General features: G+C 54.4%; 14 protein-coding genes. All 14 read right to left on the reverse strand.

What is annotated here, in order from left to right; all coding sequences use genetic code 11:
- Window positions 1-338: 338 nt before the first annotated feature.
- The 14 genes from AB1500_02720 to lysA all read right to left on the reverse strand — a co-directional run bounded on the left by AB1500_02720 (window position 339) and on the right by lysA (window position 17,608).
- Window positions 339-845, reverse strand: coding sequence for a chemotaxis protein CheW (locus AB1500_02720; protein ID MEW6182079.1), 507 nt, complete (start codon window positions 843-845; stop codon window positions 339-341).
- Window positions 846-933: 88 nt separating this feature from the next.
- Window positions 934-2,805 carry a methyl-accepting chemotaxis protein gene (locus tag AB1500_02725; protein MEW6182080.1) on the reverse strand — a complete coding sequence of 624 codons (1,872 nt, stop codon included), beginning with the start codon at window positions 2,803-2,805 and terminating at the stop codon, window positions 934-936.
- 174 nt (window positions 2,806-2,979) lie between these two features.
- Window positions 2,980-3,267 carry a response regulator gene (locus AB1500_02730; protein MEW6182081.1) on the reverse strand — a complete coding sequence of 96 codons (288 nt, stop codon included), beginning with the start codon at window positions 3,265-3,267 and terminating at the stop codon, window positions 2,980-2,982.
- Window positions 3,268-3,647: 380 nt separating this feature from the next.
- Window positions 3,648-4,307 carry a response regulator transcription factor gene (locus AB1500_02735; protein ID MEW6182082.1) on the reverse strand — a complete coding sequence of 220 codons (660 nt, stop codon included), beginning with the start codon at window positions 4,305-4,307 and terminating at the stop codon, window positions 3,648-3,650.
- Window positions 4,308-4,321: 14 nt separating this feature from the next.
- Window positions 4,322-5,317, reverse strand: coding sequence for a sensor histidine kinase (locus AB1500_02740; GenBank protein ID MEW6182083.1), 996 nt, complete (start codon window positions 5,315-5,317; stop codon window positions 4,322-4,324).
- A gap of 150 nt (window positions 5,318-5,467) precedes the next feature.
- A complete protein-coding gene (locus AB1500_02745) occupies window positions 5,468-5,986 on the reverse strand; it encodes an MEDS domain-containing protein (protein MEW6182084.1) in 519 nt (172 codons plus the stop codon).
- A gap of 480 nt (window positions 5,987-6,466) precedes the next feature.
- Window positions 6,467-8,500 carry a response regulator gene (locus tag AB1500_02750; GenBank protein MEW6182085.1) on the reverse strand — a complete coding sequence of 678 codons (2,034 nt, stop codon included), beginning with the start codon at window positions 8,498-8,500 and terminating at the stop codon, window positions 6,467-6,469.
- Window positions 8,461-10,440, reverse strand: a complete 1,980-nt coding sequence (locus tag AB1500_02755; GenBank protein MEW6182086.1) for a PAS domain S-box protein — start codon at window positions 10,438-10,440, stop codon at window positions 8,461-8,463. The genes AB1500_02750 and AB1500_02755 overlap by 40 nt, the downstream gene beginning before the upstream one ends.
- Before the next feature lie 253 nt (window positions 10,441-10,693).
- Entirely contained in the window at window positions 10,694-11,032 is a 339-nt protein-coding gene (locus AB1500_02760; protein MEW6182087.1) for an Mth938-like domain-containing protein, read from the reverse strand.
- Window positions 11,033-11,134: 102 nt separating this feature from the next.
- Complete coding sequence (locus tag AB1500_02765; GenBank protein ID MEW6182088.1) at window positions 11,135-11,629, reverse strand: DUF2953 domain-containing protein; 495 nt, start codon at window positions 11,627-11,629, stop codon at window positions 11,135-11,137.
- Window positions 11,630-11,828: 199 nt separating this feature from the next.
- Window positions 11,829-12,800, reverse strand: a complete 972-nt coding sequence (gene trpS, locus AB1500_02770; GenBank protein ID MEW6182089.1) for a tryptophan--tRNA ligase — start codon at window positions 12,798-12,800, stop codon at window positions 11,829-11,831.
- Window positions 12,801-13,030: 230 nt separating this feature from the next.
- Window positions 13,031-13,684, reverse strand: a complete 654-nt coding sequence (locus AB1500_02775; GenBank protein MEW6182090.1) for a site-2 protease family protein — start codon at window positions 13,682-13,684, stop codon at window positions 13,031-13,033.
- Window positions 13,668-16,310 carry a CBS domain-containing protein gene (locus AB1500_02780; GenBank protein ID MEW6182091.1) on the reverse strand — a complete coding sequence of 881 codons (2,643 nt, stop codon included), beginning with the start codon at window positions 16,308-16,310 and terminating at the stop codon, window positions 13,668-13,670. The genes AB1500_02775 and AB1500_02780 overlap by 17 nt, the downstream gene beginning before the upstream one ends.
- Window positions 16,286-17,608, reverse strand: coding sequence for a diaminopimelate decarboxylase (gene lysA, locus AB1500_02785; protein ID MEW6182092.1), 1,323 nt, complete (start codon window positions 17,606-17,608; stop codon window positions 16,286-16,288). The genes AB1500_02780 and lysA overlap by 25 nt, the downstream gene beginning before the upstream one ends.
- Between the last annotated feature and the right edge of the window lie 3 nt (window positions 17,609-17,611).

Raw genomic sequence — 17,611 nt, forward strand, 5'->3', positions numbered from 1 at the left:
TTATTTCATTATCAAACGGACGTTTTTGCATCCCGGGTGCAATATAAAGACATCTCAGGTAAATAAAAGGAGCAGTTAATAGGACCTGTAAATTAAATCGGCCCTATACCCGGCCGCCTTGAGAGCCATATAATGGCAAGTCCTTTCGGCATAAGCGCTTATATTCGCTCCGAGATTTTTACGAGCAGGTGCCAGAAGCAAGAGGGCAAAGATACAAATCGCGGCTTTCCGCATAGATAAAACAGCGGCCAAGGCCGGTCGGACATTGTCATATCCGCGCGCCTCCGCCGCCGTTAATAACCCTTTCAAAGCAGAATCATCGACTATCGCGCGATTCTTTATACCGCGCCGGCCCATTCCTCCTCCCCGTCGAAAAGCACGTGTTCCGCGTTCAGCATGATCTTCACCTGCTCGCCGACCTTTCCCATGCCCTTAATAAAGCGGCTTCCTTCACCTTTTCTAACCTTTGGCGGCGGTTCCACGTCGGTCCCGGGAATGTCCAGCACCTCCGACACCCGGTCCACAACTAGCCCTACCGCGTGGTTGTTGATATTGATGACCACGATGCAGGTCCGGTCGTCATAAGGCCGCTCTTCCATCCCGAAACGCAGACGCACGTCCATAACCGGGATGACCTTGCCCCGCAGGTTGATTACACCTTTGACGTAGGAAGGCATGTCGGGAACATCTGTAATTTTTTGGATTCCAATTATCTCGGTTACGTAACGGATTTCGATGCCGTACTCCTCTTCACCCAACACAAACGTGAGGAACTTATCCTCCTGCGTATCTTCGTCCTCTTCTTCATAAAGCAATTCGCTGCCCGAATCTTCATTTAATGCCACAACTGATTCACCCCTTTTAATTAATCGCACTCCGTGAAAGCCGGGACGCAGGTTGAGTTATACCTGCGCCCCGTGGTAACTGCGCATATTAGAACTTCCCGAACTCATGGTCGTCAAGATGGATTACCTCTTCAGGTTTTCCCTTTCCACTCGAGGATGACCCCGCGGCGGCCTCGCGCATTCCCTCGCTCCAACCTTGTCCAACGGCCTTCCGGGCAACACCCTGGGCTTGGTATATGTGTTCCGCCCTCAATCTGAACTTGGCCAGCATTTGTTTAAGTTGTACCGCCTGGGAAGACAGCTCCTCGCTCGATGCCGCCAGTTCCTCTGCGCTGGCGGTGTTCTGCTGCGTGACTTGGTCCACCTGTCCGAGCCCCTGGTTGATCTGTCCGATACCGAAAGCCTGTTCCTTTGACGCGGAAGCGATCTCGCCGATCAGGTCGGTCACCTTGGTCGCGCCGGCAACTATCTCCTCCAGCGCCTTCGATGTATCTTCAACGATATGAGTGCCTGCCTCCGTTTTCTTAATCGACCCCTCGATTAGATCGGCGGTTTCTTTGGCCGCTTTGGCGCTGCGCTCCGCAAGGTTGCGCACCTCCTCGGCCACCACCGCGAAGCCTTTGCCGTGCTTGCCGGCGCGCGCCGCCTCAACCGCAGCGTTCAGCGCCAGCAGGTTGGTCTGGAAGGCGATCTCGTCGATCGCTTTGATAATCCTCGATATATCGTTGGCGCCTTCGTTGATGTCGTTCATGGCGTTAACCATCGCCGCCATCTGCTCGTTGCCCTTCTCCGCACTCGTCTTTGCCTGACCGGATAACTGGTTGGCCTGGGTGGCGTTTTCCGCGTTCTGTTTGGTTTGTGCGGTTATCTCCTGCATGGACGAAGTTATCTCTTCCAACGAACTCGCCGTTTCACTTGCGCCCTGTGACAATGACTGGCTCGAATCGGATATCTGCCGCGCACCCCTGGCCACCTGATCGACCGCAACCTGAACCTGCCCCAGGATCTCGTTAATCGCGCTGATGGTTGCGTTCAGCGCGTTTTTAACCACTGCGTGATCCCCTTTGTAATCGCCGGTCATCTGCATGTCCAGGTTTCCCTTTGCCATTTCCTTAAGGCACTCCGCCGCCTCGTTTACCGGATCAATCACGGCGTCGAGAACCTCGTTCATCCCCTGGATTATCCCTTGAAACTCAAAGTTGATTCTATCCGTATGGCCGCGCTCCTTAAGCCTTCCGGCCAGCGCCGCTTCAACCAGTCCCTTGGTCTCCGCCAGCAGACCGCTGACGATGCCCCCGATGCTCCGCGAGAAGAAGATCCCCAGCGCAAGCGCGGCAAGCACGCCGAGTATGAGCGCCCCGACCAGGTTCCTCACGGAAGAAGACTGTACTATATCCGCCTCTTTACTATTTTTATCCGCCGTTTGCTGGCTTAAATCAATCATCGCGTGGAGCTGTTTCTCGACTTCTGTGAATGCATCATCTTCTTTATCTAACGCATGTTCCTGCATCCTGGCGTAAGCGTTCTTATCGCCTGTTCGCGCATATTGCTCGTAAAGAGTTAAAAACTGTTCACTGTCTTGTTTCCAGACCTCCCATACCGGTTTTAAACTCTTCCAGAGCGCCTCTTGTTCTTCGTTATGCGTCGTTGACTCATATGTCTTCCAGGCGTCGTCTATCTCCTCCCATGCTTTCTTGATGTTTGCCGTCTGACGCTGCAGTTCTTCCCGGGAAATACCCGGAACGAGCATCGTACGCTCGGCCGCCTTGATGGCAACTTGTCCCTCGTTGATGGTAAGAAGCGCTTGTACTCTCGGTAAATCACTTTCAGCTATTTCGTCCGTCATTCTCATAATCCCGGCCATTCCGAGGTATCCCACCACACCCACCACCACAGCGATCAGCGTTACCGCGCAAAGCGCTGTAATCGTTCTTGTACCAAGTCTCATGTTCTGAATCATCAATCGTTTCCTCCTTTTTTAAAGCCAATCGTTCTCGATCATTGCTCCTTTATTTATTGTCCTTTAGCCAAAGATACTGACATGTACTGATCCTCTTACCAGGCTTCCCCCCTTTACAGCTCTCGTTCAATTTTTGCCAATATTCTTATTAGTGCGTTGAAATCGACCGGCTTCTCAAGAAAGGCGTAAGCATAACGGTACCGGCCGTTTTCTTATCCGGGAAGCGCTTATATCTATGACTCTTGTCTTCGGGTCCGAGGAAAGGATCTTTCGGAGGATATCAATTCCGCTTAAGCCTGGCATCATTAAATCCGTAACAACCACGTCGCAACGGCGTCGCCGGTAGGCCTCCAATGCCTCTTCCGGGGAGGAAAACCCATAGCAGCGGTACCCCGCCGGCTCAAGCGCCGTGTATAAGCTGTCGAGAATGTCCTTATCGTTGTCGATCAGCAGTACTTTCATAAGTATTCAGCGCCTCGTTTGGCGCAGCGATAGGCTGCGCATAGCTTTACCGACCGCCGGGGGCGGTGCTCGCCCGGCGCTCCGTGGTACTTTGGGATAACCGCTTTTGTTAACCAGCTGTTAACGCTTTATTGCGTCTATTTGATGACCGTTATAACACACTCTCGGCCTTCAGGTATATTTATCCTTAACAAATGCATCCGTCCCGTGGAGGCATAAAAATATAAGGGTTAACCCTAATTTGACCATTCGAATTCTCTGGATGTTATCCAAGGGAAAAACGAGGATGGTAATCATCCGGGGAGGCACAGCTAAACCGCGCCTGAACAATCGGGAGGTGCGGATGTCTTTATAATGCTCCGGGGGGTAAAAGCGATATCTTACTTATGGATGGAAACCAGCCCTTCACGAATCGCGAACCTTGTAAGGCCGGCTACGCTGTGGATATCCAGCTTCTTAATAACTTGCTGGCGGTGTGATTCCACTGTTTTTACAGAGACGTGAAGGAACGCGGCGATTTCTCTGGTGCTTTTACCTTCTGCGAGAAGCTGGAGCACTTCTCTCTCCCGCGCCGTCAAAACCGAAAAAGCCACCGACTCCTCCTTACTCCCCGAGCCGTTCAGGAACTCTTTTACCACCAATCCGGTTACGGAAGGGCTCAGAAAGGTACTGCCCGCCGTTACGGCGCGGATGGCGGCGGACAGTTCCTCGAACGCGCAGTCCTTCGGAAGGTAACCCACGGCGCCCGCCTTGAGCATGCCTGTGACGAACCTGCTATCGCAATGCATTGACAGAGCGACCACCTTTATGGAAGGAGACTCCGCCACGACCTGCCGGGTGGCCTCGATCCCGTTCAGTCCGGACATACCGATGTCCATGACAACAACATCAGGCGCCAGCTCACGGGCAAGGCGGACCGCCGCCTGACCATCCTCGGCCTCGGCGACGACCTCAAAACCGGGAACTCTTGAGAGTAAGACTTTTAGCCCGTCGCGCACAATCTTGTGATCGTCGGCTATGACAATTCTGGTATTATTCATTTTTACCTTGTCTCCTACCGTTTTTCTACAGGAACATACATCACGGCTCGGGTTCCCCCACCCGGCCGCGACTCGATTTTTAGGCGCCCGCCAAGGTGCTTCAGCCGCTCCCGGATACTGAGCAGGCCGAACCCGTAGTGCCCCTTGGCAAAGAAACCGTCCGTCCTTATCGTAAATCCGACCCCGTCGTCCTTGACCTCGACTACGATATTGTCGGCTTTTCTTTTTAGTAAAATCTCGACTTTACTCGCCTGTGCGTGTTTAACAACGTTGGTCAGCAACTCGCGCACGCCGCTGAAAAGAGTGATGCGCGTCTCGTCCGCGATTGACTTGGGCAGACCGTCGTCAATGAAATCAACCTGGAGGCTGTGTTTCTCCTGAGTGCGCTCGGCAAGCTGTTCCAATGCCACACCGAGGCCGATCATGTACAGAGCGGGAGGGCTCAGCTCAAAGACCATCGACCGCGTGTGCCGGATCATCTCCTCCATATGTTCGCGGACTTCGTCGAGGATTCCTACCGACCTGGCGGAAGAAAGCATCTCCCGCAACGCTCCGAGTTTTATCCTAGACACCGCGAGCGTCTGCCCGATCAGGTCGTGCAATTCCGTAGCAATGCGCCGGCGCTCCCGTTCCTCAGCGAGGGACAATTCGGCGGCAAGCGCGCCGAGTTTCTCCTGGTAGGTTTGAATAAGCTTCTCCGTTCGCCTGCGCTCGGCAATGTCGGACGTGACCTCTACAAAATACCATTCCCCGGTTTTATTTTGAAAGGGTACTGCGGTTATCTGCAGGTTTCCGCCGCTCCCGGACCGGACATTCCGGACAACGGGAGCGTTTGACCGCCTTGCCTCAGCCATAGCGCAGTCGGGACAGAGGTCTTCCCTGCCTTTAAAATACTGATAGCACTTCTTCCCGTCATGGCTGCCGTATATTTTGCGCGTAGCGGCATCCACTTGCAGGACGTTATAATTGGAATCCATTATGCTGTAACCGGCTTTCATAACGGTCGTCATCAGCTCGATATGCCTTTCGAGAAACCCAGCCTCTTCCTCGGCCTTTTCATGCTCGCCTGCAACCGCATCATCAACCTCGCGTCTGTTTTCCCCGGTCCCTTTTAAGATCTCGCAGCGCCCTCCTCGAACAATCAGCGCCCACTGGTGTCTTTAAATAACGTCGATCAGCTCTTGCGCCCCGCACCCGTTAATGCGGTACGTGCAGGCGGCAACCATCCGGCGCTCGGTGATGAGCGTGTTGACGCTGTGTTCGTAAGCGCATAAATCAACCCAGTGGTCCTTTTTGAAAACGGTGCCGTCACCAGCGGCTCTCAGCCCTGTGAAACCGCCGGCGATCGCCCGATCATGCTTTTCCACCCATGATTTTAACATTTCCTCTGCGTCTAACGAACCGTCTTTCAGGTACCACCCCGCGTCTTGCAGAATCTCTATCTTCATCCGGTACCGCTCAAACCCGGGCAAAACTTCTTTCATCGCTCCTTCGGCCTCCTGAACCGACAGAGGCGGCGATACAACCCAGATGCAAAACTCTCCGCCTTCCAGTCCTTCCTTAAAGAACGAATCCATGGAATCAATTAGATCCTGCTTTTCCCGGTAGAACAGGCAAAAGTGACTGCCCCATGGCATGTTTCCTAAAACACCGATGCCGGTTTTGTTTTTTCCCTCCACGAACCCTTCCCCTTAGCTGAGATTGTTTCAACCCCCTTTACAAAACCAGTACTAGGAGAAGAGCCCGGGAGTACGCAAGCATTTAAAACATGTCAACGAAGTGATTATATGGTTAGTTTAAAGTAATGAAGTGCACCCACATTATCCCATACCAAAAGAATACCGCCTAACCCCTCAGGCGCCCGCAAAATACCGTAATAAAGATTAACTGCTTCAATAATATTAATCTGTCTATATAGTGGCGGTTAAATAAGGACATCCCTGAATTTAAACTTCTAAATTCCTGAGATTTGAACGTGAGGCTGAGAAAAAGGCAGGTGGGTGGAGGAGATGCCGGTTAGCCAAAATACCGTTAACCCGATTATTAAATGATATACTTTGTCAGATCTCTCTCGAATTCGCCTGCAGGTGTCTAAGGCACAACACATTTCTTGTCTAACGATAAAAGAACATTAAGAAGCGTAAGCGAGTCGTACCGCGTTAATGATGTCTTCCCTTTGCATTTAGAACGAATAAAAGATCTGATCGTACTCTTGCATACTCATCATCTATTTCGGCGACTTTTTCCGCTATTCCGGCGGCATCCTCAACCTGGCTCATCTGCTCAAAATCCGCGCACATCGCCGCAAGGCCATACGCACCCATGTTGCCGCTGCTCGACCTTAAGGCATCCGCCAGTACCTCGATGACCCGCGCGTCCTTTTTTGCGACCGCTTCCCACAAGGCGGCCAACCTGGGCGGCGTATCGGAGAGATAGATGTTAATCAACTCGGAAAGTATGTTTGACTCGCTGCCCGCATCGAGCGAACATAACTCCTCCAGTCTTTCGAAATCAACCGCCGCGGTTACAGTCTCAACGGCTGACGCCGAACCGGCGGTGGCTGTCTTTTGGGGTACCCCTCGGGCAGGCAGCCACCTGGTAAGCGTTTCCCTCAATTCATCAAGACTGATCGGCTTGCTGATATAATCATCCATTCCCGCGCTCAGGCACTGTTCGCGGCAACCTTTTGTGACGTGTGCCGTCAACGCAATGATGGGAATGCGGCGACCAAGCGCGGGTTCGGCCTCGCGGATCGCTCGCGCTGCCTCAAAGCCGTCCATTTCCGGCATCTGGCAGTCCATCAGTATCATCGCGTAAGGAGTTCCGGTTAAAACCGCCTCTACTGCTTCCCTCCCATTCATTACGGACGCAAACGGGATTCCGATTTTTTTCAACTGCAGCGCTACAACCCTTCGGTTCACCGGGTTATCCTCCGCCACAAGCACCTGTCTACTCGTGTCAATTATTGAAGCGGCGGACGCCGGCCTGTCATCCGCTGAATGCGGGAAACCGGACTTTTGTATGAAAGACAGCCCCGTCTCCTCAACGATCTTTCCAAGACAAGTACGCAGCTTTGCACGCTTTAAGGGTCTGATAAGATGGGCCGAAAAGCAGCATTGTAAACCTTTATTGCCCTTTGCCCTGTCGCTGAAGTCGGTGAGTAATACCATCTTTAAATCCGACTTGACCGACTTGATCGTCCGTGCAAGCCTAAAAACATCGACATCGGTTAAGGGACAGGAAACGATGGTGGCGTCATACGAAGCGGCGCCGTCCGACCGGCGGAGGATATCCACCGCCTCCCTCCCGTCCGCCGCACCTTCCGCATAGGCGTCCCACGCGGAAAGGTAACGGATGATAATACCCCGTTCGCTGGCATTGTCGTTTACAACAAGAATCCTTAAACCTTTAAGGTCTGGGCCGCCGCGAGCCGTGGGCCTCTCGTTTCCTGAAAAGCGCTCTATGGGTACGCTCAACCAGAAGGTTGAGCCCTTGCCTTGCTCGCTTTCTACGCCGATTCTGCCGCCCAAGAGTTCTACCACCCGTTTGGAAATGGAAAGCCCAAGTCCGGCCCCGCCGTATTTACGAGTAGCAGATCCGTCGACCTGCACGAAGGGATGGAACAACAGCTTTTGTTCCTCCTCCGAAAGGCCGGCGCCGGTATCGGTTACCTCAAAACGGACGTTTACGCGCGACTCGTCTTCGGATTCAACCACCGCGCTTATTACCACCTCGCCGGATTCCGTAAACTTCACCGCATTGCTCGCCAGGTTCAGTAAAACCTGCCGTATGCGTCCGGGGTCTCCGTGTAGAAGCGGCGGTATTTCGGGAGCAGCGAAGGTCATCAGGCGCAGGTGTTTTTCTTCCGCCGCCGATGTCATAAGTCCGGCAACGTTTTCCACAACCGCCAGCAGGGCGAAGTCTTCGGCCTCCAGTGTAATTCTTCCGGCTTCCATGCGGGAAAAATCGAGGATATCGTTTATCACGGTAAGCAGCGCCTCGGAGGAATAACGGATGACGCTGGCAAGCTCACGCTGTTCGTCGTCAAGCTGCGTACCGAGAATCAATTCGATCAAACCCTGGATGCTGTTCATAGGCTTCCTGATTTCATGGCTCATATTGGCAAGAAATTCGTTCTTTGCCTGGTTCGCGGCTACTGCGGCTTCCTTCGCCTTCTGCAGCTCTTCTTCCACCCGTTTCGCCCGGTAATGTCCCGGAAGTTTTCCACGATGCCCACGAGCTCTCCGTCCGGACCCCGGAAAGGTGTCGCCGTGAGGGTGCAGAGGATCTTATTCCCGTCTTTGCGCTCCTTTTCCACGTCATACTCAACGCGTTCCTCTCCAAGGAGGATGCGGTTCAACGGGCAGTCAAGGCTATGGCAGACCGCGCCCCGGAAAACCTCATAACACTTATTGCCCAAAGACTCGGACATGCTGATACCGGCCATGGCACAAAACCGCTCGTTTACCCGGAGGACATTGAACTCCTTGTCGACCACCCGCATTCCGTCGGCCGCGGTGCTGAATATCTGATTGAGTTCCAGGCACGCGAGCTTGATGGCCTCCTCCGCCCGTTTTCGCTCCGTAATATCGCGCGATATCGAAAGTGCAACCTTGACACCGTTCAGCTTAAAAACATGGGTGCTGATTTCGACCGGTATCTTGCGGCCTTTCTTCGTAACATGGGTCATCTCAAATGTTATGTGACCCTGGGACAACAGGTCCTTATAAACTCTCGGCAGTTCGCCGAGCCGCTCCTTGTCGTCGACGTCCAAAGGCGTCATCGCCAGCAGTTCCTCCCGGCTGTAACCCAACCGCCGGCACATGGCGTCGTTTACTTCGATGATGCGCCCGGGCATGTCCTCTTCCGTCAAGAGGTGCAGGATAATCGCGTCGCTGGCGTTATGGAACAGGTTTCGGAACTTTTCCTCGCTGGCCTTTAGCGCCTCATCCGCCCGCTTGCGCTTGGTGATATCTCGAACGGTGAAACACAAGACCTCCTTCCCCCCATAAGAAATCATGTTTGCACTGATCTCAACATTAACTACCGAACCGTCTTTACGCTTAAACTGCCTTTCGCCGAAGATATGCCGCCTTTCCGTGATGATGCTCCGGACTACAAAGTCGATGTCCTCTCGGCCGCACATACAGAAGTCATAAAGTATAAGTCCGGGAATTTCATCCGCGATATAGCCGAACAGGTTTTGAAACGCGGCGTTGGCTTCCAGCAACCGTCTCGTATCCGCTTCGACCAAAAAGATGCCCTCCGCGGTTTGCTCAACCACGGCGCGATAACGTTCCTCACTCTCCTGTTTTTCGCGCTGTGACAAAACCAGTTTCCGCCAGAGGAACCGGGTTGTTCCGCTGAAACCCAGGCCGATTATCAGAAGCCATAGGAGGAAATAATATACCGTGGTTTTCCCTTGTATGAAAAAGGTCCTGCGGTCATCCACTCGCAGTATTACGGCAGGCTTCCCGTAAATGTCGTTTAAAACCGCGTATGCGGCAATGGTATCCTTGCTCAGGGGGTTTACAAAAACAGTCGTTTTCCCCGACAACGCAGAACGCGCCGTCCGGTAATCGGGTGGCAGACGCTGGTCGTCGAACCTTTGCACCGCCACCGAAAGATGGGTCATTTTACTCATATGCTCGATTTCAGCGGCATCCAGGTAACGCCCCATGACCAGGTATCCCTCAACGGTTCGATCCTCGCTCATCATGGGTCTCGAAACAACCATCATGATCCCATCCGGAAGGCTGATAATTCCGGTCATGCCGCTTTCATCTTTGCAACGCATGAGGGGACCTTGTGGGGATAGGTGGGTTTTTATGCCTTGCGGAATCGTCTCTTTTTTCTTTTGTATGAAATCAAAAGCGGTGCCGGAAATGACACTGCCTGACGGGCGCAGATACAGGATGAGGTTGAGCCTTAATTCTTGGAATGATTTTGTCTGAAGGGAGGAATGAAAATCCTTTTCATTTTCTTTGTCCAGTAAGTCCCTGCTTCTTTCCCTCGCGGCCCAATCGCCTGCGACCATACCGAGGGCTGAAAGGTCGTCGAGCAGGTGGAACTGAGCCTGTTCCACCTTAACACGGACATGCTCCCTTTCGTTTACCGCAAACCCTCTTAGCACGATTCTCTGCGAGGTTATATACAATGTTGCGATCAAACATATTATTACTGCACCAATGATTATAAGGGCCTTTTGTCGCATACCCGGCACTCGGCCTTGCATGGCGCACCTGCTCTGAATGACTTCTCCAATAAGTCAACCGTAATTAACTGTTCTATCGGAAGATGGACACCCTCTCTTTAGGTTTTCGTCGGCTATCAAAATTTCCCTTTAAACAACATATTTTATTAAACGGCATTTTACAACGGTGTTTTCAACAGGTGAGGTGCAGCGCCGCAACGACAAAATTCTGTTCATACAGCTCGTTGTATCTGGCGCAGGCTTCCCCGGTCTGCAGGACGATCAACCGCATGTTCTGCGATTTAAAATACTTTTCCACCTCCGGAAGAACGCGAACCGCCCCGTAGGCGCCCGTCCCCAAAATCACCACCTCGGGTTTCGCCCGCGCCACCTCGCTGAGATCCGCCGTTTCGACCACGTGGCCCTTCTGACGCCACCATGACATAACCCTCTCCGGAAAAATAACGACATCCTCGGTGTACCTCTTCCCGCCGATCACTATCTCGCCGAAAACATAGCCGCTTATCTTCACACTCGATTCCTCCCAAGCAAATACCATAAAAATCATAATCCATGGTTTTGCGGGCGTCAATGTCCCGGGGTTGACGGCCCGACTGTATACGTTCCTGTTTATTTATCGCCGGAGGGACAAAAAGAAAGAAACACCTGCGCCGAAAAGGTGCCTCAAATCTACGGAAGCGTTTACCTGCAAAGAGGTGCCGAACAGTGGAACGAAAAAGGACGGGTTCACGCTGACGTCGGCGGAGGTTTTAAGGATGGGGGAAAAACGGCCGAGCAGTATATCTATCGCCATCCACAGCGTGCCGCAGGCGATACCCGTCGTACCGGGATCGCCGGTACCTAAAGAGGTATGCCACGCGAAACGCGTGATCTTCGCACGGCGCAGTAAATACAAAACGGGTTGTTTGTAACGTCCCAGCCGCCGCGATATATATAGAAACAGGCGAAATAAGTCATTAAATCCTTCAAATAATATATGCCTCTCAGGGTCCTCTCCGGTGGTAACCTCAAATCGTATACCTGAAGCGCCCCCTTCGACGTCCGGTTTAATGGCCGGTTGAGCGATCCGGTACCTTAACAGACCCCAGAAAGCGGATGTCTCGAACATGAACCAGTCTTCATGCCCGCGGCGTCTGTACTCAATGCCTAAGCGCACTCTGCTAAAGGCAAGGAATAAAACCACTATGGTTACAGATACAAGCGCTATTACAACCCACAAGAAACTCAGCACCAACTCGACGTTAGTATTTTCAGCCTAACCCGGACAAGCCGGAATAAAAAGATTGAATCCCCACCGCCTTAAGCGCCTAAATACCTAAAGCCGCCCGCGCCTTTCCCAGGGTATCCGCCGCTACCCGCTGCGCCTTTATCCGTCCCTCGTGCAGCACTTCCTCGACGTAGCCTTTGCGCGCCGTCAGCGCCGCCCGCCGCTCGCGAACAGGCCCCAGGACACCTTCCGTAAGTTGAAACAGACGCTTTTTACAGGGGACGCATCCTATCTTACCGGCGCGGCATTCGGCCTCGATCCCGGCCACTTCGGTGTTGTAGATGGCGTGGTATTTGAACACGGTGCAGACCTCCGGGTGGCCGAGATCGTCCTTACGAATACGGGCCGGATCGGTAACCATCAGGTTTGTCAATCGACCTATCTCATCGGTGGCAGCCGTCAGGGGAATCTCGTTATGGTAGCTTTTACTCATTTTCTGCCCGTCTATTCCCGGGACCAGCTTGATTTCCGCCAAAATCCCCTGCGGTTCCGGAAACACCGGGGCGTAAAGGTGATTGAACCTCCGCGCCACCTCCCGGCAGAGCTCGATGTGCGGCAGTTGATCCTCACCGACGGGCACCCCGTCCGCGAGGTAAATCAATATGTCGGCGGCCTGTAAGAGCGGGTATCCGAGGAATCCGTATGTGGTGATGTCCTTTCCCTGCTCCGCAAGCTTGCGCACCTGGTCCTTGTAAGTAGGCACCCTTTCCAGCCAGGAAAGCGGGGTGAACATCGAAAAAATAAGGTGCAGTTCGGCGTGCTCCGGTATGTCGGACTGAACGAAAACCACGCTCTTCTCCGGATCTATCCCGACCGCCAGCCAGTCCGCCACCATCTCGCGTATGAAACCCTTGATGTCGCCCGGATTCTCGAACTCGGTGGTCAGAGCGTGCCAGTCGGCGACAAAGAAGAAGCAATCGTTATTCTCCTGCAGTCTCAGCCAGTTTTCCAAAACGCTGAGATGCCCGAGATGCAGACGCCCAGTCGGACGCATGCCGCTAAGAATCCTCAAAAGATCTCCTCCCTCTGAAAATAGAATCAACCGCCAAGGCGCCAAGGACGCCATGAATCAAGAAAATAAATACCGGATAACAGGTAAATGCCCTTTTAGTAGTCGGTAGTTAGTAGTTAGTAGTTAGAATAAAGAAACCACTTTGTATTCTGACTCCTGTATTCTATATTCTACCTTCTATATTCTACAGTCTACCTTCCGGATTCTATCTTCTACCTTCTCACACTCTTTCAAATTATCGTTGTCCCGGCACCAAAATTAATCAGAAGACGGGCAAGCGGTACAACAAGATGTTCACCTATCCAGCCAATCATCCCGGTGAATATCAGGAGCAAAAGTATAAGCATCCCGTACTGTTCAAGCTGAACCATCCACTCCTGCCGCCCCGGGACAAGCCCTGCCAGTACCTTTGATCCGTCCAGCGGCGGTACCGGGATGAGGTTGAAAATCGCCAGAAAAATGTTTATAAGGATTATCTGCACCAGAATGTAAACCACCTCTTGCGTCGCCGCGCCCCAAACCCTTAGCAGCAACGCCGCAGCCACCGCCACAACAACGTTTGCCAGCGGCCCGGCAAGCGATACCAGGATCAATCCACGACGCCGGTCCCGGAAGTTGTACGGGTTTATCGGCACGGGTTTAGCCCAGCCGAATACAAACCTGCTCCCGGAAAACAACAGCAGTGCCGGGACCAGAAGGGTTCCCACAGGGTCGACGTGCGCCAGCGGGTTAAACGTCAACCGCCCGGCGTGACGCGCCGTGGGGTCGCCGATCTTATCCGCCGCCCACCCGTGCGCGAATTCGTGGAACGTGATGCCCACTACAAATGCAATCACCAGCGCGACCCCGTCTAAAATCGCACCACTGTCAATCACGGGTGCCACCCCTCTCTTCCCCCGCCTTTGTTGACAGGTATTCCCGGGCGAAGGCCAGTTCGTCCTCGCGGTTCAAGAGCAACCCGTCCAGCCTCGCCCGCCATACCGCGTCAAGCACTTCACGGTACAAAGGGCCGGGAGGGTAACCCATTCCCTTAATATCCTTACCCGTCAACCGGGGTTTATTATTAATCACCGTTATCAGCACTTCCCGGAAACGGTCCTGGTGGCCTTCCTCGCTTAACAGAACAAAAAGGAGCGGGTATGCCTCGCGGGGAAGTTCCAACACCGCACGGGCCAGTGAACTTATACGCGCAGGTTCCCGCACCGCCAGCTTACCGAGTGCGTCGTGCCAGTAGCGAAGCGCTGTTATGACCTTTTCGTTGGTGTTCCGCCCGAAGCGGTACTGTTCGCACAGCGCCTGTGCGGAAGGTTCGTTGGTCCAGTGCACCGCAGCGATGAAGTAGCTCAGCCACCTTTCTCCGAACACCACACCCCACGACTCGATCGTTTTAATCGCCTGGGGCAGATAGGTCAGGACCGCTTCAACCTCCCAGTGGCTCGCCACCGGAAAGACGTAAGGCCAGATGCCCAGTTCCGCGTAGCGCCCGAGCAACCGCGAGGCGCAGTCCATATCCAGGCAGGACCGAACGTCCTTCCAGAGCAGTTCAGGTTGGACCCTGCTTAACACCCCTTCGCGTACCGCGTCGCGCAAAAGCCTCAGCGTCTGCCTCTCCAGCTGCATGTTTGAGCTCTCGGCAAGCCGCACCGCCCTAAGAATCCGGAGCGGCTCTTCCATAAAGCTGCGGCTGTGGAGCACCCGGACCAGACCGTACTGAAGGTCGTCCCTTCCACCGAAATAATCGATAATCAACCCGAACCTCTCCGGGTTCAACTCCACGGCAAGAGCGTTGACCGTAAAATCCTGCCGGTAAAGCTCCTGGCGCAGGGAGGTGTCTTCTAATTTTACTCCGAGCGCATACTCGAAAAAGTCCGGGCGCGCTTCCACCACTTTACACTTGCTTCCGTCCGGAAAGCTCACGGCGGCCGCGGTAACCTTTGGATTTATCCTTAAATGGACGCCGAACTCCTCAGCCAATTCTGAAACCAATTTGAGGGCGTCACTTTCCACGATCACCGTAACGTCCCGCCGCTGAAACCCCATCAGCAAATCCCGGACCGCTTCGCCGGAGAGGTAGGCTGCAGTTCCCGCCTGTGCGGCCAGAACCCCGGCCCGCTCGAGAAAGGCCAAAGTCACAGCGGGTACGCCCGTCCGGATTAAAGCGGCGATATTACGGCGCCCGGTCTGGGTTGCCGTCGCCGCGTACAGAAGGTTAAACTGCGGCTTGAAATCGCGATGCAGTGTTCTTAATATATCGGTGCGGGAGATGATGCCTGCAAGGCGACCGCCTTCTACAACCGGCAGCCTTCCGATATTGTGCTCGATCATACTGGTCTGCGCCTCGGTAACCGGAAGGTAGGGTTCTACGGTCACCACCTGGTTGCTCATAAAAGCCTTTACCGGCGCGTGACCCAATCCGTTGCGTTGGGCTTTTTCCACGTCACGGCGCGAGATTATCCCCACAAGCTGCCCCTCCCGGACCACCGGAAGGCCGCTGTGGCCGTAACGCAGCATCACCTGGCCCGCTTCCGACACGCTGGTCTCGGCCCCGACGGTTTTGACCGGTATGCTCATGATTTCCGCAACCGTAAGCGGTGCGCGAATGGTGTTCTGCAGCACGGGTATAAGCTCTTTTACCACCTGCTCCAGCACGGCCCCTTTAAGCGTAGCCGAAGCCGCCGCGGGGTGCCCGCCGCCGCCGAAGTGCTGCAGGACCATCCTTACATCAACCTCCGGCAGCGCGGACCGTGCGATGATGTACACCCGGCCTTCCATCTCTACAACGTTGAACACCGCATCGAGTTGTTCGATCTCGGCCAGTTTATGGGTGAGAAGCGCAAGACCCTCAAAGAACTCTCCGGTGCGTGCCATGGTCACCAGGACCTTCACGCCGTTGATAAAGTGACGTTCCGCATTTATAATAAGTTCTTTTAACAGTTCCTTTTGTTCATCGGAAAGTGGGCGGCCCAGGAAGTTCGCCACCACCATGAGGTTGGCGCCGTTGGCGATCAGGTACTCCACCGCCGCAACATCCCGGCAGGTGGTGCTGGGATATAGCAGACTCCCGGTGTCCTCATAAATCCCGAGCGCAAAGATCGTAGCCTCGAACGGGGTGACCTCCAGTCCGGCTTCCTTAATTCTTTCCACCAGCAGGGTTGTGGTCGCCCCCACAACCGAAACCACCTCGAGCGTGCCGCGGGCGTCGCCCTCGTCCACGGGGTGGTGGTCGTAAATGTGAACCTCCACGTCCGAGCGATCGAGAAGCGCGCTCAGTAAACCTATGCGCCGGGGATTGCGCGTGTCAACCATAATGAGCCGGCGGATTGCGTTGAGGTTGATGTTCTTGGGGTCTTCTATGCGCAGGACGTCCCGGTGGAGGGCAAGAAACTCCTCGACGCCGCGACTGGCTTTGCCCGGCAGCACAAGGTGCGCGCCCGGATAAAGCTTCTTTGCCGCTACAGTTGACGCCAGACCGTCAAAATCCGTTATCAGGTGCGTGGTGATAATTTCCATAAAGACTCCGGCACTCTGTCGTTGCGCACGAGATCCTCGTAGCTTTCCCGCGCCACAATGATTTCGGCCTTTTCGTCCTTGACGAGTACCATCGCCGGTCGTGGCAGGCGGTTGTAATTCATAGACATTGTATAGTTATAAGCGCCGGTTGCCGGTATCAGCAGGAGGTCGCCGGTTTCGGGGCAAGGAAGGTGCGCGGTTTGTATAAGGACGTCCCCCGACTCGCAGCACTTGCCGGCGACGGTGACGGCAACGGCGGAGTTATCTTTTATTCTGGCGGCGAGCACCGCCTCATACTGCGCCTGGTAAAGCGCCGGCCGCGGGTTGTCGCCCATCCCGCCGTCCACCGCAACGTAACGCCGGACACCGGGAATCTCCTTAACCACACCCACCGTATACAGCGTGCTGCCCGCAGGCCCTGCAATAGATCGGCCGGGCTCGACAACCACGCGCGGCAGGGGCATTCCCAACAGTGCACAGGTATCCCTGACGGCGCCGGTGATCGCCTGCGCGTAATCCTCGATAAGCGGTGGGTCGTCACCGCTGACGTAATATATTCCCAGACCTCCACCCAGATCCAGCTCTTCAGGAAGCCAACCGGTGGAATCCCGAACTTCGGATGCAAACCCCAGTATAACCCGCGCCGCCTCCCGAAAAGGCTCGAGGTCGAAGATCTGCGATCCGATATGACAGTGGAGCCCCACCAACTTGACGTTGTGCGAATCCATTGTCCGCCGTACTCCTTTCAGCGCCTGTCCCGTGGAGATCGGCAGCCCGAACTTCGAATCGATCTGTCCGGTCCGTATGTAATCGTGGGTATGGGCCTCAATGCCAGGCGTAATCCGCAACAGCACCTCCGGCCGCGCCCCCTCTTCCCCGGCCACGCGGTCAAGGATGTGAAGTTCGTCAAGGCTGTCGACCACGAACCTTCCTACACCGGCGCAGATTCCCTGCCGTATCTCATCCTCCGACTTGTTGTTGCCGTGGAAGTAGATCCGCTCAGCGGGAAAACGGGCGGAAAGCGCCGTGTAAAGCTCTCCGCCCGATACCACGTCCAGGTAAAGACTCTCTTCGTCTATCATCCGGCATATGGCGGCGCACATCAGTGCCTTGCCGGCGTAAACCACCCTGTTATCAGGACCGAACGCCGCACGATAACGCCGGCAGTTTTCGCGAAAAAGGGCTTCGTCGATTACATAAAGCGGTGTTCCAAACTCCTTCGCCAGATCGAGAGTGGAAACCCCGCCAACCTCAAGATGCCCTTCTTCGTTAATACGCATCGTGCCCCGTAAACGCATCTG

This window comes from Bacillota bacterium, assembly GCA_040755295.1.
GTDB lineage: Bacteria > Bacillota > Desulfotomaculia > Desulfotomaculales > Ammonificaceae > SURF-55.